Source organism: Iningainema tapete BLCC-T55 (assembly GCF_014698965.1).
Classification (GTDB): Bacteria; Cyanobacteriota; Cyanobacteriia; order Cyanobacteriales; family Nostocaceae; genus Iningainema; species Iningainema tapete.
The window spans coordinates 214,794-239,194 of the sequence record NZ_JACXAE010000086.1; the positions used below are offsets into that span (position 1 = coordinate 214,794).

The following is a 24,401-nucleotide window of genomic DNA, read 5'->3' on the forward strand; positions in this document are numbered from 1 at the left end:
AAACGGCGTTGCTGAATGGTGGGTTATAAATTATGAATTATGAATTTTTAAGTATGTTTCACTTCAATTGCTCCCAAGGCGCGAAGATTTCGTTTCTGATCCTCGGTTAAGCCAATAACGCTTGTAATGTTCATTCCTTCATAAGGTTTAGGGATATTCAATGATATTGGTTGTTCAAATCCTCCTTTATTCATGCTTCTCAGTCGGATTATCCCATTATTGATTCCAGTAGCGATGAGTTTTCCATCTGGACTACAGGCTACTGATAGCACTTCATTAGCATCTTCATGAAAGGACTTGATGGGTTTATAATCACTGACATTCCATAAATATATAGTTCCGTCTTGACAACCACTGACGAGCATATGACCATCAGAACTGAAAGCAACTGAATGTACCCAGTTCTTGTGTCTTGTTAAAGTTTTAATACACTCGCCAGTGCGAACATCCCAAATTTTGACGGTATGATCGTTGCTGCCACTAGCAATTAGCTTTCCATCGGGACTAAAGGCGACTGACCTAACTAAGTTCTGATGACCAAGTAATATTCTGGGGGAAGCATCAGTGTAAACATCCCAAATCCTAATGGTATGATCGTCGCTGACAGAAGCAAGTAACTTTCCATCAGGACTGAACGCAACCGATCGCACCCAATTTCCATGACCTCGCAATACCTTAAGCCCAATACCCTGATGAATATCCCATATTCTCACAGTATGGTCATCACTGCCACTAGCAAGTAGCAGCCCATCAGGACTGAATGCAACCGATCTTACCCAGTGATCGTGATCTGTAAACACCTGCAAGCATTGCTTACCCCCATTAGTTTTAAGATCCCAGATTCTAATGCTGCGATCGTCACTGCCACTGGCTAGCAATCGACAATCCGGACTGAAAGCTACTGACCAAATGCGGCTGGTATGTCCTCTTAGGGTGGTGATAATGTTATGATTTTTGACATCCCATATTCTCACAATCTTGTCTTCACCACCACTGGCTAATAACCCCCCAGGGGGGTCGGGACTAAAAGCCACAGACAAAATCCAATTAGAATATCCCCCCACTGTACTCAGGCACTTACCATCCGAAGCATCCCAAGTCTTCACAGTTTGATCGTCACTGCCACTAGCAATCCGCTGTCCATCGGGGCTAAAAGCTACTGACCAAACTCTATTTTCATGCCCATACAAAATATTCTGGCACTTACCATCCGAGACATCCCAGATTCTTACGGTGTTGTCATCGCCGCCACTGATGATTCTTCGTCCATCACAGTTGAATGCCACTGACCGAACCCAGTTGTCATGTCCCGTTAAAGTCTTAATGCACTTACCTGTGTCAACTTCCCAGATTCTGACAGTGTTATCATCTCCACCGCTGACAATTTGTTGCCCCTCCGGGCTGAATGCCACCGATCTGACCCAGTTTTCATGTCCTGTTAAAGTCTTGAGGCATTTACCTGTGTCCAGTTCCCATATTTTAATGGTTTTATCTTCACCACCGCTAGCTAAGATCCCTCTTGGGGGGTTTGGACTAAAAGCAACTGACCAAACCTTACCAACGTGTCCTGTCAAAGTCCTTAAGCACTCACCAGTATCGACATTCCATATCTTCACAGTTCCATCTTCACTACCACTAGCAACAAGACCATTATTGCTAAAGGTAACTGAACGGACACAACTACTATGCCCGGATAATGTGCTGAAGAATTTACCGGTTTTGATATCCCATATCTTCACAGTTTGGTCGTCACTGCCACTAGCAAACTTTTGCCCATCAGGACTAAAGGCGATCGAACGAACCCAATGAGTATGTCCTTTACATATGGAACGTCCTTGTCCCTGAAACAAGCAAATTTCACCATTAGAAGAACCGATCGCCAAAGACTCTCCGCTAAATGCCACTGACAAAATACTGCCTATGGCTTCAGCAAAAACAGATTTATCCAGATTGGAGTTAGCGAAATTAACATCATGTAAATTCACCTCCTGCAAGTAGCCTTGCCAAACACTTAGACCTGAAAAGTCATAACCACTTAAATCCACCTGTAGTTGACAAAGTAGATTCAGAATATTTCCGCCTGCATATCCTGCTTCTGGTGGAGATTCTTTTTGGAGTTTCGATAAAATTTGAGTAAGCTTATCTTTAAGATTATTGGGAAATTTGAAAATAGTTAACAACCTATCAATAACCGATTTAAGTATAAGGTTAATTTGAATCTTTCTAATGTAATCCTTTGCAGTTGCTTCAATCAGAGCATGACTCTTGAATAGTGCAATTTCACCAGTAGTAATTTCTTGACAAACTTGTTCAATCAGTTTATCGGTCATGTACTCCATTACCACAGATTGGAGTGAAAAAAGCTTTAAACTGTTTTCAATCATTGAGCGCTGTCGCAGCGATGTTAAAGCATCCTGTAAGTTACTTTCTGAAAATGGACATACAATAGCATTTCGCAAATCCTTCAACGAAACTAACTCACGCTTGACAGCTAACCAGTACATACTTTCTTTCTCTAGGTTTGACAAGCGTTCAAACTGTTGATCCAATAAATTACGGGTGTCGCCAAAAATTATCTCCCCTTCTTCTAGAAAAGCAGCGATATCTCCGCTAAATAACTGGCGAATTGGTTCAGAAACTAGCTTCAATGCTAAGGGATTGCCTGAATAATTCTTGACCAGCTGTGCCCATTCCTGCTGAGATCCAAACAAGTCTTTACCCTTGAGAATTTCTTGCCCTTCTATTTGTCCCAAGCCTACTAGTGATAGTGTTCTAACTGGTGATGCTTCTCCCTCCAAAGGTGTGAATTCTTTGGGTTTTTCTCGACTAGTTAGCACCAAGCAACTTTGATGGGGTTCTTCTCCCATCCGTCTCAGCAACTCACCATAACCCTCATACCCCTCTTTATAATGTCCAGCGCGATCACCTCCTTGCATAATCGTCTCAGCATTATCCAGTACCAAAAGACTTCGCCGCTCTCGTAAACAATTAATCAGTAGTGTGACTCTACCGCCTACGGTTTCTGGTATATCAGTTGACAAAAATTGGATCAGCAAGTTAGCCAAAAGTTCTTTGATAGGTGGAGTATTGCGGAGCGATCGCCAAATAACGTACTCAAACTGATCCTGAATTTTCTGAGTCAGCTTTACAGTTAGAGCAGTTTTGCCGATTCCGCCCATGCCAAATATACCCACTAATCGGCAATGGTTTTTGACAATCCATTCTTCTAGTTTGTCTAACTCCGATCTACGTCCAAAGAAAACAGAGACATCAGGTGCTTCTCCCCAATCAACGATAGTGACTTTCTTTTCTTCCCTAACTTGAGGTAGTATGTCTTCTTCTATTAACTGCAATTGCAGCTGCTGGGTTCGCTCCAGCTGCTTTCGTGCGCGGTTTAGTGGTGCCTGAAGATGATTTTTATCGACCTTTTCCCCTTCTCCTAGAACACGAGAAAGAAGCTTCCATAGCTCAGGAGCAACATTTCGCATAATGTGGTCTAAACCGCAACGGTCAGAACAATCTTTGTGAATCTCCTTGTAACTTTTACCTTGCCAAGATCCTAGAAATATAATCCTTTGCAGATCATCTAGTCGTTTTCCGGTCTTCACAAAAACTAATTCATCTACGAATGATAGTGCCTCTTCAGCATTCATTGATGGCTCTCCTTCCTGTACTTGTAATGGAAACCCGCCTATTTACTGATAGCTCCCTAAAAACTATGTGCTGAAAGCCTTGTCCTATAAACGTTTTGTGAATAATTAGCTTTGCTTATCACCATAACTCCAAGAGAGCTTCATTGATTAGCCAAAGGTCAATATATGTTTTCTAGTATAAAGCTAACTTTCCTGAACTTTCAGTTTTATGAGCTTGACGAAAAATTCTGAAAATTCTGAAGTTTCCTGTATTACAGTTTTTGGGCTTGATCGTTCAGAATGTTTATATAAGTTGAATTAATCCTATTTCAAGAGGACTTGCACAAATAGACCGAGTTTTTACCTTCTAGTAACCAAATACTGATGAAGAAACTGGATTTCTACCACATGATGTGTAAGTCCTGTTAAAGAACCAAAACTCAAGGGATTCAGAAAATAAATATGCAATATCCCCAAAACTCCAAAAGCACGCTTCCAACAGCAACAACCTGCTTTTGGAGCGGATCTCAGTGGTGTGTGCAATTATCAATGTGTTCAGGCAATTAGGTAATTCTAGTATTAATATCACTCAGTACATGAGCCAGTCACATTGCAATCGGTACAGGTAGTCTCAAGCTTAGCCAAAACTAAATGAAACCATGCAAACAAAATTGTGGGTGCAAAACTATGACAAACAATCAGCACAGTCTTCTCCTCAGATTAAGTTGTAAGTTCCTCAAATACTTTTTACTAGCATTAGTAAGCTTTGCAATTACCTACGTTAGGAGTTATCCCATGTTGGAAGGATTTTTCGGAACCCTCCAGGCATGTTTACCCAATGATTATCAAGGTTCTGTACCACGCAAACTGCTGGTAGAATGCAGCACGATTAGGAGTGGTAGGACACCAGAGTTTTTGATTGTGGTAGTAGGGCATCCAAATAATGACTTTCGATTCCAGAAGGCAGACTTGGACGCTTATATATCCGAACGCGGGTTGCTACTGGAACCTTACGGTGTGGTGTTGATGAAAAATCGGACTAGTGCAATAGATTACTTAGAAGCTGGTTTGCTAAATATTCTTCAAACCACTGGTTTTGGAGATGTAATGCTCATATTTCAAAAGGGCTGTTTTGTATGTAGAGTGACATTTTCTTATCGCCAAGACATAAAAATTTAGATTGCCCCTGAAAATTCCAAGCAGTTATATAACTGATGGAGGGCATTGCAAAAATGAATAAATTGTTTGACTATCTTCAGAGAGTTGGATACCAACCCAGAGACTAGTGTAAGTGAGCGATCGCGTGACTAGTCTCTTGTTTTTTTAAGGAACAATCAATTAAGTAAGGGCAAAAACAATGAAAACTAATTTCACCAACGACCATAATCTTTTGTTAAAGTTCGGTTCTAAAGGACTCAAGTATTTTTTACTAGCATTAGTAGGGTTTGCGATCACCTACGTTATTTCAACAATTTTGGGTGGATCATATATTTTCACCTCTGTACTATTTTTAGCAGGAGATTGGCTTTTGCGATTGGGAATTCTTCTGTTGTGTTTGATATTAACAGCAATAATTCTTGAGTCACTGCGTTAGGTAAATCCCACACCTTACTACTAAGATTTCTGCAATGAAAAGAGCAATTGAATTGGTAAATATATTGCTTGGGGCGAAAAACCCCAAGCTCTATTTCTCAGGAGAAAAACAAGTTTATCTGTTCACCAAGCGTCCCATACTTCACCGAGACTTTACTCCAAAATCCTTAGAGGATGCTATACATGAATTGCAAGCCATTTTGCACTCCTTAAATTTCCTGTCAAATCCCAGTGGTAAATTTGACTTGGAAACTGAGTCGGCGGTGAAAGAGTTCCAGAAACAACATAATCTCTATGTTGATGGAATAGTCGGACCACTGACTTGGGCTTGCCTTTGCTACCCAAAGCTTTCCCTTAGGGATAGCAGTCTCTCTCCAAAATTACAGGATGCAGTGAATGAATTGCAAAAAATCCTGCACAAAGAAGGAATCTTAAAAAAAGACCCTGATGGGTATTTTGACAAGCAAACCGAAAGAGCCGTTAAATACTTCCAAAGAATTTATGGACTAAAAGATGATGGCATAGTTGGGGCGGCGACTTGGGCTGTTCTGTTGGGAATGCGGCAAAAAAGAGAAAAGAGTTTTCCCAAGATACTTTATTTCCTACCAGTTCAGTCTTTATTCTTATGGAAGCAGTTGTTAATGATTGTTTGCATCCTACTGGGTATTTATCATAGTCCCCTACCAGGCTCCCCTCCTCAATTGAATACAGCCATAGCGACTGCCTATGGACTCACCTGTGTAGTGCCGTTTTTGCTACAGCGTTTACAAGTGTTGCAATCTAACCAGCCTCGCGTGCTGCTTTTTGAATATGCCCCCTACGTGTTAACTGGTATTTTTTGGAAACCAGTTCTCTATTTCCTGTTAAAATTGATTAAGTAAAATTACAATTGCCCCGAACGAATCGTGAGTTTAGAATGTTTCTGGGCGCTAGGAAGTGCTGCGGTTACATAATTTAGAGGAGATTGTGGGGTTAATACCATTTAGCGTGGATTTATATAACAAAGTGAAGTTTGAAGTGGTTGAGCCGATCATGCGATCGTGCTGATATTACGGAATTGAAAGGATAATAAAGATGGGCAAAAATAAGCTGATAGCTTTTGGTTGGTATGGTGGTAAGTTCAGTCATCTCGATTGGCTTTTACCTCTACTACCCGATTCCCAACATTACTGTGAACCGTTTGGAGGTTCGGCGGCTGTTTTGCTCAATCGCAATCCTTCACTTGTAGAAACATACAATGATCTTGATGGTGAAGTCGTAAATTTCTTTCGCGTACTACGGGAGCAAAAGGAAAGCTTAATTGAAGCTATTGGTTTAACTCCCTTCTCTCCTTTGCGAATTTGAGATAGCAATCTCAGAGCCTACCCAAGATTTATCTGACTTTGAACGAGCTAGGCGATTTTTCATTAGAGCTAGACAGGTGAGAACTGGCTTAGCACAAAAAGCCAGTTCTGGCAGGTGGGCGCATTGTAAGTTAACAAGTCGTGCTGGGATGGCTGGAGCAGTCTCCAGATGGTTAGGAAGTGTAGAGGATTTGCCAGAAATTGTGCAAAGACTTTTAAGAGTTCAGATTGAGCATGACTCAGCAATTAAAGTGATTAAACGTTACGACAGTGAACAAACTCTGTTTTACTGCGATCCTCCTTACCCACATGATTCAAGAGGTGATAGTCAAGCCTATGCTTACGAGATGACAGATGCTCAGCATCGTGAACTTGCCGATGTTCTTCACAATGTTACAGGTAAAGTTGCTATCTCTGGTTACAAATGCTCTCTAATGGAAGAACTTTACGGAGACTGGAAATCTATCGAAGCACCAACAAAGGCTTGTCACTCTACAAAAGGATTAAGAACAGAAGTATTGTGGGTAAACTATGACATAGATCATGTTGCCAACAATACTTTTGCTCGCACTCAAGCACAACAAGCATCCGAATGTCAACCCCACCAGTTATCCTTGATTTAGCTTATGAAAGAGTTATCAACAATTTGACAAACTATAATTAAAAAGAAGAAAGCTGAGCAGCAAAGCTAACTATGAGCAAGGTAGAGGTTGAAGTTCCTGAAGAAGTATTAATAAGTCTCAAAGAGACACCTACAACTATTTCTCGTCAACTTTCCATTCTGGCAGCTGTTAAGCTATTTGAATTGGGTAAGCTTTCGTCAGGACGTGCAGCTCAGTTAGCTGGTATGTCGCGAGTCCAGTTTTTGCTGTCTTTGGGACAGTATCAGGTTTCTCCTTTTTATATTACTCCTGAAGAACTAGAGCGTGATGTCAGCAACGCCTGAACTAACTGTCATTGTTAATACTTCTCCTTTGCTCTACCTATATCAAATTAGTCAAAGCAAAGCAGGTAGGATATATAGAATCGGTTGGTTCTGCGATCGCGTTGCTTCAAAGTAAAGGTATGTGGTTGAGTGACGGCTTTATTCGTCAGGCACTGCGGTTATCAGGTGAATTACCATAGGACAAAGAGCGCGGCGACTTCGTTAAAATCACTATGGTGCTACTTAACCCGAACCAAAACTGATGAAAGCCTTGAGCCAACAAACCGAACTTCAACGTCCAGAACTACTCGCCCCAGCAGGTAACTGGGAATGTGCTAAAGCTGCAACAGAAAATGGGGCAGATGCTATTTACTTTGGTTTGGATCGGTTTAATGCGCGAATGCGGGCGCAAAACTTTACCGAAGCAGATTTGCCTAAATTAATGGAATTTCTGCACCGTCGGGGCGTGAAAGGCTATGTCACTCTTAATACACTTATCTTTACGCAAGAACTAAGCGAAGCAGAGCAGTATCTCCGCTCGATAATTACCGCAGGTGTAGATGCGGTAATTGTCCAAGATGTGGGAATATGTCGTCTAATACGTTACATCTCACCAGATTTTCCCATCCATGCTTCCACTCAGATGACCATTACCAGTGCTGCTGGAGTGGAATTTGCCAAGTCACTAGGTTGTCAATTGGTAGTTATTGCCCGTGAATGTTCCCTTCAAGAAATCGACAAAATTCAGCGCCAGATTGCCCAACAGGAAACTTCACTTCCTTTAGAAGTCTTCGTGCATGGTGCTTTGTGCGTGGCTTATTCTGGTCAATGTTTGACAAGTGAAGCTCTAGGTGGACGTTCTGCTAACCGAGGCGAATGCGCTCAAGCTTGCCGAATGCCCTATGAATTAATCGCTGATGGGGAAGTTGTGGATTTGGGCAACCGTAAATACTTACTCAGTCCCCAAGATTTGGCAGGGTTAGAAGTGTTGCCAGAGTTGGTGAAGTCAGGTGTGAGTTGCCTGAAGATTGAAGGACGCTTGAAAACTCCAGAATATGTTGCAAATGTTACCCGTGTTTATCGAGAAGCTTTAGACCAGGCGATCGCGCACCCCCCTAGCTCTCCTTCAAAAGGAGGGAAATTAGCCCCCCTTCATAAGGGGGGTTGGGTTCGTCAACAACGCTACAACTTAGAAATGGCATTTTCTCGCGGACTATACACAGGTTGGTTTCGCGGTATTAACAATCAAGAACTAGTTCATGCCCACTTTGGTAAAAAACGTGGGGTTTACCTGGGGGAAGTAACTCGTATCCGCAACGAACAGGTAACAGTACAATTGCAAGCTCCAATTAAGCCTGGGGATGGTGTTGTTTTTGACAACGGTCATCCCGAAGCACAGGAACAGGGCGGCAGAGTTTATGCAGTTGAACACAAAGGTAAGGAGGCAGTGCTGACTTTTGGGCGGCATGATGTGAACCTGCGACGGGTGCATGTGGGAGATAAGCTTTGGAAAACCAGCGATCCAGAATTGGATAAGCAACTGCGTCAAAGTTTCGCTGGAGAAAACCCTCAATTCCAGCGTCCCATTGACATTGAGATTTATGGAGAAGTTGGGCAAAAACTGATCGCGATCGCCCGTGACGAATACAGTCATATTGTTCAGGTAGAGTCAGAAATACCTCTTGTTGAAGCACACACCAAACCGCTGAGTAGAGATCGCTTACAAGAACAGTTTGGTCGTCTCGGCAACACTCCCTTTTGCTTAGGAACCTTGACAAATCACCTGATTGGTGATGTCATGCTACCCGTGAGTGAGTTGAACCGTGTGCGGCGGGAGATAGTGATGCAGTTGGAGGAATTACGAACGCAACCTAAACGCTGGCAATTGCGGCAAGACGCCTCCCTGACAAATTTACGAATCGTAGAGACGTTCCGCCGGAACGTCTCTACCCCATCCCTCATCGTCCTAGTGCGCAACTTGCAACAATTACAAACCGGACTTCAAACGGGAATTGAAACACTATATTGTGAATTTGAAGATCCCCGTGCTTACAAGGAAGCGGTACAACTAGTGCGTAACGGGAATGTTGCGAACCAAACCATCTGGGTTGCACCACCCAGAATTACCAAACCAGGGGAAACTTGGATTTTGCAGCAAGTGCGTTCCTGTGAAGCAGATGGTTATCTGGTGCGTAACTACGATCACCTCCAGTTCTTTGCACAAAATCGTTGTATTGGCGATTTCTCCCTCAACGTTACCAATCCTTTAACAGCCGACTACTTTAAGCATGATTTTGGTTTAGAACGAGTTACGGCATCCTACGACTTAAATATTACTCAACTAGAAGACTTGCTAACAAGTTGTCCGCCCGATTGGTTTGAGGTGACAATTCACCAACATATGCCAATGTTTCACATGGAGCATTGTGTATTTTGTGCCTTTCTATCTTCGGGAACTGACTACACTAACTGTGGACGACCCTGTGAGAAGCATCAGGTGAAATTGCGCGATCGCGTTGGTACTGAACACATACTTCAGGCTGATGCTGGTTGTCGAAATACTGTATTTAATGGCACTGCGCAAACCGGAGCAGAGTACGTACAGCGCCTGGTAGAGCTTGGAGTAAAACACTTCCGCATCGAATTTGTTAACGAGACACCGGAACAAGTGACTCGAACGATACATCGCTATCGTCAACTGTTGCAAGGGGAAATTACAGGTTCTCAACTGTGGCGAGAGTTAAAGCTGCAACGGCAGCTGGGCGTAACTCGCGGTCCAATGGCAACATCTCTATCTTGAGTAGGATGCAATTTTGGCAATGTAAGCATTTCCGGATTGATTTTGATTTGCAATAAGCATTTTAGCTATAAAGTTATGCTATTGTTTTGGGAATCAGAAAAAAAGATCATCCCAAGGTATGATGCCAAACTTTATGAAACTCACATTAAATCTGGAGGCAGAATTTTTTTTCCAGCAAGGACTGCGCCGGAATAAAGCATCCAAGTTTGTAGCGGCGATCGCAGCACTGGATAAAGCAATCAGATGTAAACCCGAATATCCAGAAGCCTTATTCCAGAAAGGCTTTGCATTGGGTAGTTTAGGACGCCATATTGAGGCGATCGCACTCTTTGACAAAGTGCTTTCTTTGCAATCGGATGCTAGCTGGGTTTGGCACAACCGGGCAATTGCGTTAGGAAAATTAGAACGCTATCTCGAAGCTCTGAACAGTTTTGACCGTGCCCTTGAGTTTAACCCTAATGCCGCCACGGTTTGGCACAATCGCGGTATTACTTTGTGTGACTGGGGACAGTATGACAAAGCAATCAAAAGCTTTGATCACACATTGAGATTGCAACCAGATGCTTACTGGGCATGGAACAACAGAGGTAATGCGCTCAAACAACTCGGTTCCTACCAAGATGCCCTCAACAGCTATGATCGCGCTATTGAATTCGACCCAAATAACGTGATGGCTTGGCATAACCGAGGCGTGTGTTACAGTGAGTGGGGACAGTATGACAAAGCACTCAAGAGTTTTAATCGAGCTTTAGAAATTCAACCAGACTACTACAAAGCTTGGTTAAACCGGGGCATAGTATGGGAAAAATTACAGCGTTACTCAAAAGCAATTGCTAGCTACAACCGTGCGACAAAGTTGCAACCAAAAGATGACATTATCTGGTATAATAAGGCTCGATGTTATGCCTTACAAAACAACATTGAAGCTGCAATAGAGAATTTGCAACAGGCAATTAATCTCTGTCCAGAAAAATATCGACAAATGATCTTCACTAACGCAGAATTTGACAGAATCCGAGAGGATAGGCGCTTTCAAGCTTTAATCCAACAATAATCTGAACAAGAGTGCGTTTTTTTGTGGTGTGTGGAGTATCCAATCTGTACAGTCTAGTTGTATTCTTGGGGTATAATCACCTCTAAGCTAGACCAGCGTTCGCGGATTATCCCAGCAAGTGCGCGTAATCCCCATGTCTCGCTACGACGATGACCAACAGCGATTACGGCAATTTTAGTTTCTTCCATTGCCTCTTGGGCTGGTTTTCGTAACTGTCCGGTTATGTAAACATCGACACCAGAGGCAGCAGCCTCACGTATGAGTGAGTCTGTCATTGCACCAACAACGGCAATTCTTTGAACTTCATTGCCATTCACAGCATGTATATGTTCGTACCCACTAAATACTTGATTTACACAACTGGACAAACAAGCAAAGCTTTGAGTCGGAATCTCTCCAACCATACCTATCGCTCTACCTTGTTTCTTGCCCAACACTTGCAAACCAGACATTCCTAGTACTTGGGCTAACCGGGGATTGAACGAGAGTGTCAAGTGTTCATCAAATGGTAGATGATAGCAAATAACCCCGATATCAGGTAAAATCTCTTCAAGTTGCCAAGGTCGATGTAAGAACAGGGCATCTAAATTTCTCGCTTTCGTCCATTCTGGCAAATGTGTCCAAGGTTCCAGTGCTAACCCCAAACGTTGCACCCTGTGCGATGATGGCAAATATATACCTCCTCTTTCCTCTTGAGAATAAGTCTCTACAGCAAAGAAGTGATTAAGAAACTCTGCTATATCTTCTAAATTAATCAAGTTGTATCCTTTGAAACATAACACTTAATTACCACTGCGATCGCGTAACAACCTCAAAATTTCCTCTACGCTCGCATTTAAATTTCTGATATCAGCTTTCATTGTCCTGATATCAGCTTTTACCTCTCTCATATCCGAGGCTAAACCTGTAGCCAACGTCAATGTTCTAGCTATGGCAACTTGAGATGTACCAATGGTTCCTGCTTGAATCTTAAGGTTAGCTACATCTTCGGTTAAGTCATTTAGTCGCGTATAAATATCGTCAAATCTAGCTTCGTCAGTCATTTTTTCTCGCCTTTTTCCCTCTAAGTTTAGCAAAAAGGTACCAAACCCAGCAAAAACCTGAAATACTGTAGCAAATACTTTGGCAAAATAGTGATTTAGGTAGCAAGGTAAATTGAAGTAATGGATAATATTCGTGCTGTTGTTGTTGATCCTCAGGTTCCCGGACGTTTAGCCATCAAAGAAGTGGCTCCTCCTTCTCCTACCCCATCGGAAGTACTGGTAAGGGTTGCGGCAATTTCCCTCAATCGGGGGGAGGTACGACGAGCAATGAATGCTGAGGCTGGATGGCAACCGGGTTGGGACTTAGCAGGTACTATTGAAGTTGCAGCGGCGGATGGTTCGAGTCCGAGAGAAAAGTGCCGCGTTGTGGGCTTTGTTCCCAACGGCGCGTGGAAAGAAGTTGTGGCGGTTCCCACACATGCGATCGCCACACTACCCGATTCAGTTTCTTTTGCCCAAGCTGCCACTCTACCTGTGGCAGGGCTGACTGCTTTGCACGCTCTAGCCAAAGCAGGTTCTCTGTTAGATCGTAATGTCTTGATTACGGGTGCTTCTGGTGGAGTAGGGAACTTTGCCTGTCAGTTGGCGCGGCTGTCGGGTGCAACAGTGGTAGCCCATGTGCGTAATGCAGAGTTTGAGGCATCTGTCAAGCATACTGGCGCACATATTGTTGTCTCAGGAGATGACCTTTCCCCAGCTCGTGAGTTTGGACCCTATGATTTGATTTTAGAATCTGTGGGTGGAGCTACACTATCCGTTGCCCTTAGCTTACTAGCACCAGATGGCGTGTGTGTCCTCTTCGGTACATCTGCTAGTTCGGAAGTAACTTTTAATGCTAGCAAGTTCTACGCCACAGGTGGTGCTAGTTTGTATGGTTTTATTTTGTTTCATGAGTTAAAGCGCGAACCAGCATCGGTGGGGTTACAACGGTTGGTAAACTTAGTCGCAAATGGACAACTCCGCCCTCACATTGACGTGGAAGCACCTTGGACCGAAGTAGCTTCCATAGCGCAGCAGCTTACAGACAGGCGTTTTGCTGGTAAGGCAGTTTTACATTTTTCATAGTAAAAGCACATCGCTACATGGAGTCTAATCAACACAACGGTAAAATCATCGTAACAGTCTAGCCCATAAACAGGAGAAAAAATTATGGCAGGTCAATTTGAAGGCAAAGTGGCAATTGTTACAGGTGGAAGTTCTGGCATCGGTAAGGCGACGGCGATCGCTTTTGGTCAAGCAGGTGCAAAAGTAGTCGTTGCGGATATTCGTGAACAGGAAGGAGAACAAACCGTAAATCAGATCAAACAACTTGGCAGTGAAGCTATATTTGTCAAAACAGATGTTGCTCAAGAATCAGCCGTGCAAGCACTGATGAGCAAAACGGTAGAAACATATAATCGCTTGGATTACGCATTCAACAACGCTGGTATTGAAGGGAAAAACGCTCCTCTTCACGAACAATCGGTGGAAAATTTTGATCGACTTATAGCAATCAATCTGAGAGGAGTATTCCTATGCATGAAGTATGAAATTATTCAAATGCTTGCTCAAGGAGGAGGCGTAATTGTCAACAATTCATCAACAGGTGGACTCGTCGGCTATCCTAGCATTGGACCATACATAGCTAGCAAACATGCTGTTATGGGGTTAACAAAGTCAGCCGCTCTTGATTACGCTCAATCGTGCATCCGCATTAATGCTGTCAATCCTGGTACAATTGATACAGCTATGATGTCCCGTTACATACAGGCATCGGACGATCCGGAAACGGCAAGGCAACAGCTAGCAACATCAGCGCCAATGAAAAGAATGGGCAAACCTGAAGAAATTGCTTCAACTGTTCTTTTCTTATGTTCCTCAGCCGCTTCTTATATCACTGGTCAATCTTTAGTGGTAGATGGCGGTTATATAGCTACGTAATGATCCTTAATTACTATTGTTACCTTTGGAGAAGTTTTGGTAATATGTTTGTACATGATGATATCTCCGAGCCGTTTATTAACGTCTTGGTGTGGATATTGGTCAAAACCCACCGCTTAGCTTTGGTCGGGTAGGTGGTGGTTATTAACGTTTGTATTTTCTATAACAAATTTAAGAAAATTTACGAAAATCTCTGGAATTCATTGCAGAATTCAAGGTCTTGACATAACACTATTTTTAATATAATCATGTCTATACTTATACAAGCTGTATTATTATCATGTACACTTGTGTAATAAAAGAAAAAGTCTCATAAGGTGAGAACGGTAGAAGGGGCGATCGCTCCGACTCTGGGCTAACCTATAAGTTATAAATATCAGGGTTGTCTATTTCAATTTCATAATCCTATTACTGCTAGGTTTTTTCTAAGTTTTTATTAACTCAGAAAAGAAATTTTTTGAGTTATTTTACCCAAGGTAATAACAATCTTCAGAGCGAATCAGAGTGTACTACTCCCTTTTCAAATGCTAAGAAAAGGGACTAAACCAGCAGAATTAGTATCAAAATTTAGTGGAAACATTTATTTCCAATATTTAGATTTGGAGCAACTCAAATCTTGCCCCATAATTTTTATCGCTCAAAAAATAAATCTCTTGGCTAAAATCTACTGTCAGCTAAACCTGACGGCATCACTCTTTCAGTCAGCTAAAAGCTGACTTAAGCTATTAGCCTTGAACTGAAGTTCAAGGCTAGGCAAGGCGTCGACTTATATAATTGTGGGTAATTTTTGTATGATATTCAAAGACTTTCAGAAGCCTTTTAAACTGCAAAATCAAATTCTGCTTCTGCTACTTTTAAGCAGTATTATTCCTGTATCAATTGTGGGAGCTTATGGTATTGCTTCTTCCACCAGCGCCTTATCAAACTTAGCTGAAAACAATCTCCAGAAGCAAGTAGATGACGAAGCTGAGAAAATTCAAGCAGTATTACAAGGAATTACGGATGATGTCTTATTCTTAAGTAAAACTCCTGAAGTAAAAGGTATTATTGCATCAGGCGATCGCAACTCAAGCAACTGGAATAAGCAGCTGCAAGGTATCTTTGCTAGCTTAATCGAGACAAAGCCCTTTTACATGCAACTGCGGTATATAGATGAAAATGGGCAGGAAATTGTGCGCGTCGATTCAGATGGAGCTAATGTCAAAGTTATCTCCCAAGCCGAACTACAAAATAAGAAAGAACGACCATATTTTGGCGAAACAATGAAGTTGTCTCCGGGAATTGTCTATACTTCAGCTGTAGAGTTAAATCAGGAACGGGGTCAAATTGAAAGACCTTTTAAACCAACTATTAGGTATTCTACACCAATTGTTGACTCAACTGGTACAAAAAGAGGAATCATTATCGCCAACGTATTAGCTAACAAATTCATAAAAATTGTCGAAGAGGCAGATGCATCTGAAAAAGAAGAGGCTTTACTAGTCGATCAAAATGGTTACTATATCTCTCATCCCAAACCAGAAAAAGAGTGGGGAGTTGATCTCAAGAAGAATGAGAAATTATCCAAGGATTATCCACCAGAGATTGCTCAGCAAATTCTCAACAATAAGCAGGGACTTATTAGTGAGGGAACCGATCAACTGATTGCCTACCAAAGAATTGTTCCAAATCCAAATCAGTCCGAATATCTAGTTGCTATCACTCAATCCCCTAAAAATACCATTTTTGCTTCGGTTAACTGGCTAAAAATCGTCGCCAGTGTGATAATTTTGGCTTCAATAGCTACAGTGCTACCACTAGGAATTTTTAGAGCGCGGCAACTAACGAATTTAATTAAGCAACTCATTAATGGAATTTCTGCTTCTAGCCAGCAATCTTTCTCAGCCTTGGAACAGCAAGAACGTATCGCTAGTCAGCAATCTACCTCAGTAAATGAAACTACCACTACTATGGATGAGCTAGAAGCTTCCTTCCGACAATCATCTGAACAGGCTAAAGCCGCTGTTGCTGCTGCACAGCAAGTACTTCAACTTACAGAAAGTGGTACTGAAGCAGTAGAAAAAAACATGGAAGGTATGTTCGTCTTAGAAAAGAAAGTGGGAGCCATCGCCGAGCAAATGCTTCACTTAAGTGAGCAAGCTAATCAAATTGGCAGTATCTCTCAGTTCGTTTCTGACTTAGCGAACCAGACTAATATGCTAGCACTTAATTCAGCAGTTGAAGCTGTTCGGGCTGGAGAACATGGTAAAGGCTTTTCTGTAGTCGCCAATGAGATTCGCAGATTGGCAGATCAAAGTCAACGTTCTGCCGAAAAGATTTACATCTTAGTTTCCGAAATCCAAAGCGCGGTAAGTTCAACAGTGATGATGACAGAAGAAGGTACCAAGACAGTAACAGCAGGGGTGGAAATTGCGCAAAAAACAGAGCAAGCCTTTGTAGGCGTGGAGCAAGCAGTTAACAAAGTGGTGTTAAACAATCAACAAATTTCGCTCAATCTCAAGCAACAACTAGATGGTATCCAACAAGTTGTTCAAGCAATGGACAATATTAACCGGGGAGCAAAAGAAACAGCCATTGGTATTAATCAAACAAAGTTGAATACCCAGCAACTTAACGAAATAGCTCTTGAGCTTAAACAGGTAGTTTAACTCAGTACGCCTTGACTAAGGTACTGAAGCTGACAGTAGCTCTGAGCAAATAAATTTATTGGCAGACTAACCGCTATGCTCTGTAAACTGCTTTTGTGCAAAAATTATGATGATTACAGACGAAGAACTCCGAAATCTGTATAAGATTTCTGGCGAAGAACATTTGCAAAAAATGGAAGCTCTTTTACTGCATTTACAAACTTCGCCCAATGACGAAACGTGGGAAGAATTGCGGCAAGAAGTACATAGTCTTAAAGGAGATTCTCGCAGTCTTGGCGTAGAACCTGTAGAAATTCTCAGCAATCAAGTAGAAGAGATTATCTTGTTTGTCAAAAATAACCAAATCGCCTTTACTGAATATGTGGGCGATCGCCTGTTTCAAGGATTGAATGCAATGAACAGATTGATTCAAGAAGCAGTGACAGGTAACCCAAGTGGAATAGAAACTTCTCAAATTATTGACAATTTGATGGAAGTATTTTTGCCACCTACACAACAGGGGCAAGAAGTTGCTGTCAGTGACTATACCGTTGAACTCTTACCAAGCTTGATTGAAGACGAAGAACTCCGAAATCTGTATAAAATTTCTAGCCTTGAACATTTACAGAAAATAGAAGTTCTGTTATTACATCTAAACGAACAACCAGGTGAAGAAACCTGGGAAGAATTGCGGCGAGAAGTACACAGTCTCAAAGGAGACTCTCGCAGTCTCGGCGTAGAAACTGTAGAAATTTTGAGCAATCAAGTCGAAGAAATTGTCTTAGGTATTCAACGCAAACAAATTACTCTCACCGAAGATGTGAGTACTCGCCTCCTGCAAGGTTTAGATGCCATGAGCCGACTAGTTCAAGAAGCAGTGACAGGTAAACCGAGTGGGGTAGAAATACTCAAAACTCTTGACACTTTGGCAGAAGTATTTTTATTGTCTACACAGCCACAGCCGGAGATACCTGTAAAAGGCAACATCCAAATAGTTCCAATTTTGATTGAAGACGAAGAACTCCGAAATGCTTATCAAATTTCTAGCTTTGAACGTTTACAAAAATTAGAAGCTAGCTTGCTGCAAATCGAAAAGAATCCTTTTGATACAGCAACTTTAGAACAGATGCTACGCGGAGTCCATAGTTTGAAAGGAGACTCTAGAAGTGTTGGGGTAGAAACAGTAGAAGTTCTTAGCCATGAAATTGAAGAGATTCTTTTGGGTGTCAAACGCAAACAAATTGCCTTAACTCCATCCGTGAGCGATCGCTTGTTGCAAGGATTAGATGCAATGGGCAGACTAATTCAAGAAGCGACGACAGGTAAACCTAGTGGGGTAGATACAGTTCAAATCCTTGACTCTTTGATGGAAACTGTTTGGATACCACCTGTTGAGGAGTTCCAATCATTTTTTGAACCCCCTCAACCTGTCGAAGTGGCAAAATTGCCTTCATCGTCAGAGGTGAATGAAACACATCGCATCGACACAATTCGGGTAGAAACTCGCCATCTTGATGCTTTAATGGCACAAGCCGAGGAATTAACAGTTACCAAAATTGCCATAGCTCATGCCACTGCGCAAATTGAGGAAATGTTAACTTTGTGGGAAGAGTGGAAAGCTAGTCTGAGCAAAGGAAGATCTGTTGATTCTCCATTTAACCGTGCCAATCCTTATCAAGAGCGCCTAGAAAAAATTATCAACTCTGTGTGGACTTCAACTCAAGAAAATAGTTCTAGGTTAGAAATTGTTACTGGGGAATTAAGAGAAAAAATTCGTACCTTGCGGCTTCTTCCTTTATCCAACGTGTTTCAGTTGTACCACCGCGTGGTTAGGGATTTAGCAAAACAACAATCAAAACAAGTGGAATTAATCATTGAAGGAGGAGAAACAACAGCCGACAAACGCTTGATTGAAGAAATCCAAGACTCTTTAATGCACATGGTTCGGAATGCGATCGATCATGGGATTGAAACTCCAGCGGAACGAGAACAATTGGGCAAACCTCCTATCGCCACCATTTGGCTGAGGGGCTACCAAACTGCTAACAACATCGTGATTGAAGTTGCAGATGATGGGCGAGGGCTAGACATCGAAAAGATTAAACAAACTGCTCTGGAAAGAGAAATTTGCACAAAAGAAGCTCTCGCGACTATGACTTCAAACCAAATTTATGCTTTAATTTTAGCTCCTGGTTTCTCAACCCGGAGTTTGATTACAGAAATTTCTGGTAGAGGTATTGGGTTAGATGTAGTACGTACAAACGTCGAACGGCTTAAAGGCAATATTCACATAGAATCAACTCCCGGTCGAGGATGCCTCTTCCGCATACAGCTTAGCACAACCTTAACAACTGTTCATGCACTGCTGCTCGAAATTCAAGGAGTTGTCTATGCTCTACCAATTGAGTTTGTGCTAACCACTTTACTTGTCTTGCCAGAGCAAATTTCTACTATTGAAGATAAGGCGTACATAATTTTTGAAGATCAAAGTATCTCGGTTGCCAACCTTGCTGATGTCTTGGAATCCAATCAAGCTGATGCTAAGACAAGCGTTGCTGAACAACCAAAGAGTAATCTCAAGCCTTGCATCCTACTGAAAGTTGGAGAACAACAAGCTGGATTCTTTGTCGATGCTTGTTTAGATACTCAAGAGATTGTACTCAAACCGCAGAGCCAGCTATTAAAAAGGGTACGTAATGTCTCTGGAGCAACTATTCTCCCCACTGGAGAAGTTTGTATGATTCTTAACCCTTCCGATTTACTCAAATCACTGCAAAAACAATCCATATCAGTTTCAATTAAACCTAAAGAACGCAAAAAGCCAGTTATTCTCTTAGTAGAAGACTCTATCCCTGTTCGCACTCAAGAAAAACGGCTTTTGGAAAATGCTGGGTATGAAGTAGTTTTAGCTGTGGATGGACTAGATGGTTATAACAAACTAAGAACTAGGGATTTTGATGCAGTGATTTCTGATGTGGAAATGCCCAATCTGGATGGGTTTGCCCTAACTGCAAAAATTCGTCAGTATCAGGAATATAGCAAATTACCAATTATTTTAGTCACAACGCTTGCTGGTGACGAAGATAAGCAAAAAGGAATTGCCGCCGGGGCTGATGCTTACATTATTAAAGGTAAATTTAATCAAAGTATTTTGTTAGAAACATTAGAAAAACTTGTTGAATTGTTGAATGTCTATTAAAGTTTTGTTAGTCGAAGATTCACAAATTTCTCTAGTCATATTGAAAAGAATTCTTAACTCATCACCACAAATTGAAGTGGTGGGAGAAGCCCGTACTGGTTTAGAAGGTTTAGCACTAATTCCCCAAGTTGAGCCAGATGTCATTTGTACAGATTTATATATGCCTCAGATGGATGGATTGACGTTTACATCTGAAGTTATGGCGCTTTACCCTCGACCTATTCTAGTAATTAGTGTCTCAGTACAGCAAGACAATACTCATCAAGTTTTTCAACTTTTAAATGCAGGAGCAGTAGATATTTTTCCTAAACCATCGGCAGGATTATCTTTTGAAGATGAACAAATTAAGCAGGATTTAATCAATAAGATTAAAATTCTTTCTGGGGTAAAGGTATTGAGAAAAAAACGGCAGTATCCATTATTAAATAATCGGGAAATTGTTCATCCATTTGTCCAATTTATTCAGCCTAAAATTGTGGTTATTGGTGCATCTACTGGTGGTCCTCAAGCTTTAGAGGAACTGTTTACTGCTCTACCATCCAATTTTCCTGTCCCAATAATTTGTGTACAGCACATTTGTGTTGGTTTTTTACAAGGACTAATTGATTGGTTAGCTAAAAGTTGTCGATTGTCAATTCAAATTGCTGTATCAGGAGATCTTCCAAAACCAGGAAGGATTTATTTCCCTCCCGAAAAGTTACATTTAAAACTAGATGCTATGGGTAGGTTTGTCTATTCTGATGCACCACCCGTGATGGGACATCGCCCTTCTATCACAATTACATTCGAGTCTGTAGCTCAGTTTTATGGGAAAGCTACAATGGGTATATTGTTAACTGGTATGGGTAGAGATGGAGCTCAAGGTATGAGCGCGATCTCCGCTACTGGTGGCTTTACGATTGCTCAAGACGAAGCTACTTCTGTAGTTTTTGGAATGCCAAAAGAAGCAATATTGTTGAGAGCCGTCAAACAGGTTTTGCCAATTCAGGCGATCGCACCGACACTACTAAATATCTTTAAGCAGTAAATTTATAGCGGTTTCAATAAGGCTCTTTGCTTTTACAAAATAAGGAGATGAAAGTGACATATGCGGATTTAAATACAGAGTTAAGACAGGCTTTTATGCGGTTAATTGTTAAGCATACTGGATTGGAGATTAGAGAGCGAGATCAAGCAGGTTTACAAGAAAAGATTTTCGCTAGAATGAAAGCTCTCAAATTAGATTTACCTGAAAAATACTATCAGTTTTTATCTACTAATAATCATGAAGAATGGCTTAAATTAATTAAATTACTAACTAACACTGACAGTTATTTTTTTCGAGATAAAGAGCAATTCTCTCTTCTGCGCTATTACATTTTTCCTGAATTAATTAAACGTCATTACAGTACTAAAACTATTCGTATTTGTAGTGCCGGATGTTCATCTGGTGAAGAACCGTATTCTATAGCGATTATTCTCAAAGAAATTATTCCTAATTTTGAGGAATGGAATGTACTAATTTTAGGGTTAGATATTAATCAAGCAGTTTTAAATAAAGCAAAAACGGGAATTTATACTTCCTGGTCCTTTAGGAATATTGATCCCTACATTCAGCAAAGATATTTTAAGTTATTCAACGAGCATTATCACATTCATGAATCAATTAAGCAAATGGTTAAATTTATAAATATAAATTTAGTTCAAGATGTAATTCAAACGCAAAATGAAATGAGAGATATGGACTTAATTGTTTGCCGTAATGTTTTTATATATTTTGAAGTCGAGGCGATCGCTAAGGTCTTAGATAAATTTTACCATATGCTAAAGCCATCAGGATATCTCCTGACTGGTCATACTGAACTTTATCATCAGAATTTAAGTCAATTTGAAACACAATTATTTCCAGAATCGGTAGTTTATCAACGTCGGGCAGAAGATTCAGGTGTAAAATGAACCAAGATTTTTATCTCACATTTAGATTAAATAATCGTCTTTATGGCATCAGTACAGTTTATGTTGAAGAGATTTTTTCTCTACCAGATTTGATCCCAATTTCTACAGCTTCTCCTGATAGTATTAATACGATTAATCTTCAGGGAGATATTTTACCAGTAATGGATCTTAATCTCAGCTTGGGTTATCAATTACAAGAATATAGTTTGACCGATAGTATAGTCGTGTTCAGGTGGGAAGAATTGCGAGTAGGTATTATTGTTAACGAAATTCGTGAAGTTATTAACGTAACGACTCAAGAAATTCACACCGAATTCTATGAAGAACAAGCAATAATCAAGCAAAATAAAATTATTGCTGGTGTTGCCAAAAATTTAGAAGATATTTTCATTTTGAACCATCCAGGATATTGGCTACCGATAGTTAGTAACTCATTAGAACAAGAAACCCAGACTAGTTATGATGTTGATACATTAGCACAGACAATTCTTCCCGCCCAAACTAATCATTTGGCGTTATCAACATACAGTCAGGATACACAGAGTTTAAGACCACTGACAGTATTTATTTTAAATGATGATTTTTTTGGTATTGATTTAAAAATGGTGCGTGAGTTTACCGACATTCGTAAAGTTACTCCTGTTCCCTGTTGTCCAGCACATATTATTGGAAATATGAACTTGCGTGGAGAGATTATTACTTTAGTTGATATTCGTAGATTATTGAATATACAACCGACCAATATGCACGATTCTAAAGTAATAATTGTGGAGTTTGAGAGTATAGTTGCTGGTTTAGTAGTGGAAAAAGTTTGTGATGTAATGTTCTTTCTCAACCCCTTAAATATAACAGAGATAATTAGTAGTTTGTATTCGATTAATAAGACGTATCTTCAAGGCACAACTCCTTACCAAGGAAAAATGATGAGTATTTTAGATTTACCCAAAATTTTTCACCATGGTGGGTTAACAGTTAATGAGGCAGTTTGATTTGTAGTTAAAACGATTTTACTTGATTGAGGGTATGACCTTGCCCAAGATATTTCTCAACCATATGCAGCAATTCTTGAGGTTGTGGAGGCTTACTGAGAAACTCCGTTGCACCAGCTAGCTGAGCGCGAACACGATCAATGGGACTATTCTTAGCTGTTAAGATCAAAATTGGTGTATTTTTAAAAGCGGGAGTTTCTCGCAAAAACTTACAAACACTATAGCCATCAGCATTTGGTAGAAGCAAGTCTAACAAGATCAAATCAGGTTTGTGTTCGATCAGTTGACCAAACCCGCGCATTGGTTCTGGAATGATCAACACTTCATAACCTGCGGGTACTAAGATTTTTTTCAAAGTGTGTGTTAACACAGTACTATCATCAATACACGCGATTAGAGCCTGTTTTTGTAGAGATTTTGGTGATATAAATTTAGTAGGAATTAGCGGTTTTATGGTTGGTAACGCTAAATCTGGAATATTTTGAAATTGCAGTATCCCCTTATCCACGAAAGGCATTAACGAGCAAGCTACCTCTGTTACCGATTTCTCTAACTGCCAAGCGATATCCCAAAGGGTGTACATACCATTGAGATACTTTTCCAGAACTGGAGGTGCTTGACGATACCCACCCGATTGCAAAATTGGTGCTAGGATGGGACTAAAGTTCCCTAACCCAGATGTCAGCCATTTTCGCTGTGTTTGTGTAGCTTTGATTAGAACTGACTGCATTCCTTGAACTGACAAAGAGACAACCCTACATAAAGTGGATATAGCTTTTTCGCCAGGTTTCCAGTCGCTGATAAAGTCTGTGTAGGTAATTAAATCAAACAAACATTCTTGGAAAACAGTACGAATTACTGAATTTGCTTGGATTAAGCTCAAGCGCTTTTGGCTAAGTCCTAATTCAAGCAAGTGATATTCCCACGACTCATTGCTTGTTAAGTGAGAAGTCTCAGCACACCAATTCCATTTAGGACAATGCTGCTTCAAAGCTCTGTCCCATCGTCTTACAGGATGAACCTCGCCTGTAGCATAAAGTAACTGACCACGGACAAGATAAAGCTTCCAAGTGACAGCACTACTTGTTATAGTTAGTTCTCCATCACCGTATTTACTTAGATTGTTTAATTCTTCAGTTAATTTTGTTATTGTCATTCGTGTCAATTTAAATGGTATTTCAGCGTAAGAGTTTAGGATAATAACATGCCTTAGAACTAATTTTCATAAGTAGTCTTAAGGTAGTTTAGAGAACATCTAGGGACAAAATTATACGTTTAAATTTTGTCCCAGAATTTTTCTACCAATAAATTTATGTCTTGGCTTTAGGCTCAAGTATGCGA

At 40.9% G+C, this 24,401-nt stretch carries 20 protein-coding genes; 16 read left to right on the forward strand and 4 right to left on the reverse strand.

Annotation, left to right across the window (positions count from 1 at the left end; all coding sequences use genetic code 11):
• Positions 1–47 precede the first annotated feature (47 nt).
• A complete protein-coding gene (locus ICL16_RS28965) occupies positions 48–3,653 on the reverse strand; it encodes a WD40 domain-containing protein (protein ID WP_190835040.1) in 3,606 nt (1,201 codons plus the stop codon).
• 666 nt (positions 3,654–4,319) lie between these two features.
• On the opposite strand from ICL16_RS28965, the gene ICL16_RS28970 reads away from it, so the two are divergent.
• From ICL16_RS28970 to ICL16_RS29005, 9 genes are all read left to right on the forward strand, one after another.
• On the forward strand, positions 4,320–4,811 hold the full coding sequence (locus tag ICL16_RS28970) for a hypothetical protein (RefSeq protein WP_238361001.1): 492 nt from the start codon (positions 4,320–4,322) through the stop codon (positions 4,809–4,811).
• Between the two features lie 178 nt (positions 4,812–4,989).
• Complete coding sequence (locus ICL16_RS28975; protein WP_190835041.1) at positions 4,990–5,226, forward strand: hypothetical protein; 237 nt, start codon at positions 4,990–4,992, stop codon at positions 5,224–5,226.
• Between the two features lie 34 nt (positions 5,227–5,260).
• Positions 5,261–6,106 carry a peptidoglycan-binding domain-containing protein gene (locus tag ICL16_RS28980; protein WP_190835042.1) on the forward strand — a complete coding sequence of 282 codons (846 nt, stop codon included), beginning with the start codon at positions 5,261–5,263 and terminating at the stop codon, positions 6,104–6,106.
• Between the two features lie 193 nt (positions 6,107–6,299).
• Positions 6,300–6,569, forward strand: a complete 270-nt coding sequence (locus tag ICL16_RS46165; protein ID WP_238361002.1) for a DNA adenine methylase — start codon at positions 6,300–6,302, stop codon at positions 6,567–6,569.
• Between the two features lie 76 nt (positions 6,570–6,645).
• Positions 6,646–7,191 (forward strand): DNA adenine methylase, encoded by a 546-nt coding sequence (locus ICL16_RS46170; protein WP_337907142.1) that lies wholly within the window; start codon positions 6,646–6,648, stop codon positions 7,189–7,191.
• Between the two features lie 71 nt (positions 7,192–7,262).
• The gene (locus ICL16_RS28990) at positions 7,263–7,514 is read left to right on the forward strand and encodes a UPF0175 family protein (RefSeq protein WP_190835043.1); all 252 of its coding nucleotides are present in this window, start codon (positions 7,263–7,265) and stop codon (positions 7,512–7,514) included.
• 11 nt (positions 7,515–7,525) lie between these two features.
• Positions 7,526–7,693: a DUF3368 domain-containing protein gene (locus tag ICL16_RS28995; protein ID WP_190835044.1), complete on the forward strand. Its 168-nt coding sequence runs from the start codon at positions 7,526–7,528 to the stop codon at positions 7,691–7,693.
• Between the two features lie 62 nt (positions 7,694–7,755).
• Positions 7,756–10,293 (forward strand): U32 family peptidase, encoded by a 2,538-nt coding sequence (locus ICL16_RS29000; protein ID WP_190835045.1) that lies wholly within the window; start codon positions 7,756–7,758, stop codon positions 10,291–10,293.
• A gap of 121 nt (positions 10,294–10,414) precedes the next feature.
• Complete coding sequence (locus ICL16_RS29005) at positions 10,415–11,347, forward strand: tetratricopeptide repeat protein (protein WP_190835177.1); 933 nt, start codon at positions 10,415–10,417, stop codon at positions 11,345–11,347.
• Between the two features lie 53 nt (positions 11,348–11,400).
• On the opposite strand, the gene ICL16_RS29010 is transcribed toward ICL16_RS29005, so the two are convergent.
• On the reverse strand, positions 11,401–12,105 hold the full coding sequence (locus tag ICL16_RS29010) for a Nif3-like dinuclear metal center hexameric protein (RefSeq protein WP_190835046.1): 705 nt from the start codon (positions 12,103–12,105) through the stop codon (positions 11,401–11,403).
• 24 nt (positions 12,106–12,129) lie between these two features.
• Positions 12,130–12,390 (reverse strand): hypothetical protein, encoded by a 261-nt coding sequence (locus ICL16_RS29015; RefSeq protein ID WP_190835047.1) that lies wholly within the window; start codon positions 12,388–12,390, stop codon positions 12,130–12,132.
• Positions 12,391–12,510: 120 nt separating this feature from the next.
• On the opposite strand from ICL16_RS29015, the gene ICL16_RS29020 reads away from it, so the two are divergent.
• The 7 genes from ICL16_RS29020 to ICL16_RS29050 all read left to right on the forward strand — a co-directional run bounded on the left by ICL16_RS29020 (position 12,511) and on the right by ICL16_RS29050 (position 23,060).
• On the forward strand, positions 12,511–13,455 hold the full coding sequence (locus ICL16_RS29020; RefSeq protein WP_190835048.1) for a zinc-binding dehydrogenase: 945 nt from the start codon (positions 12,511–12,513) through the stop codon (positions 13,453–13,455).
• An 84-nt stretch (positions 13,456–13,539) separates the two neighbouring features.
• Entirely contained in the window at positions 13,540–14,310 is a 771-nt protein-coding gene (locus ICL16_RS29025) for an SDR family oxidoreductase (protein WP_190835049.1), read from the forward strand.
• Between the two features lie 791 nt (positions 14,311–15,101).
• Positions 15,102–16,958, forward strand: coding sequence for a methyl-accepting chemotaxis protein (locus ICL16_RS29030; RefSeq protein ID WP_190835050.1), 1,857 nt, complete (start codon positions 15,102–15,104; stop codon positions 16,956–16,958).
• 106 nt (positions 16,959–17,064) lie between these two features.
• Positions 17,065–20,136, forward strand: coding sequence for a hybrid sensor histidine kinase/response regulator (locus tag ICL16_RS29035; RefSeq protein WP_202895768.1), 3,072 nt, complete (start codon positions 17,065–17,067; stop codon positions 20,134–20,136).
• Positions 20,126–21,163 (forward strand): chemotaxis-specific protein-glutamate methyltransferase CheB, encoded by a 1,038-nt coding sequence (cheB, locus tag ICL16_RS29040; protein ID WP_190835051.1) that lies wholly within the window; start codon positions 20,126–20,128, stop codon positions 21,161–21,163. The genes ICL16_RS29035 and cheB overlap by 11 nt, the downstream gene beginning before the upstream one ends.
• A 53-nt stretch (positions 21,164–21,216) precedes the next feature.
• Complete coding sequence (locus tag ICL16_RS29045; RefSeq protein WP_337907143.1) at positions 21,217–22,071, forward strand: CheR family methyltransferase; 855 nt, start codon at positions 21,217–21,219, stop codon at positions 22,069–22,071.
• Positions 22,068–23,060, forward strand: coding sequence for a chemotaxis protein CheW (locus ICL16_RS29050; protein WP_190835053.1), 993 nt, complete (start codon positions 22,068–22,070; stop codon positions 23,058–23,060). The genes ICL16_RS29045 and ICL16_RS29050 overlap by 4 nt, the downstream gene beginning before the upstream one ends.
• Before the next feature lie 7 nt (positions 23,061–23,067).
• Here ICL16_RS29050 and ICL16_RS29055 read toward each other — a convergent pair whose 3' ends face one another.
• The gene (locus tag ICL16_RS29055) at positions 23,068–24,216 is read right to left on the reverse strand and encodes a response regulator (protein ID WP_202895769.1); all 1,149 of its coding nucleotides are present in this window, start codon (positions 24,214–24,216) and stop codon (positions 23,068–23,070) included.
• Positions 24,217–24,401: the final 185 nt, after the last annotated feature.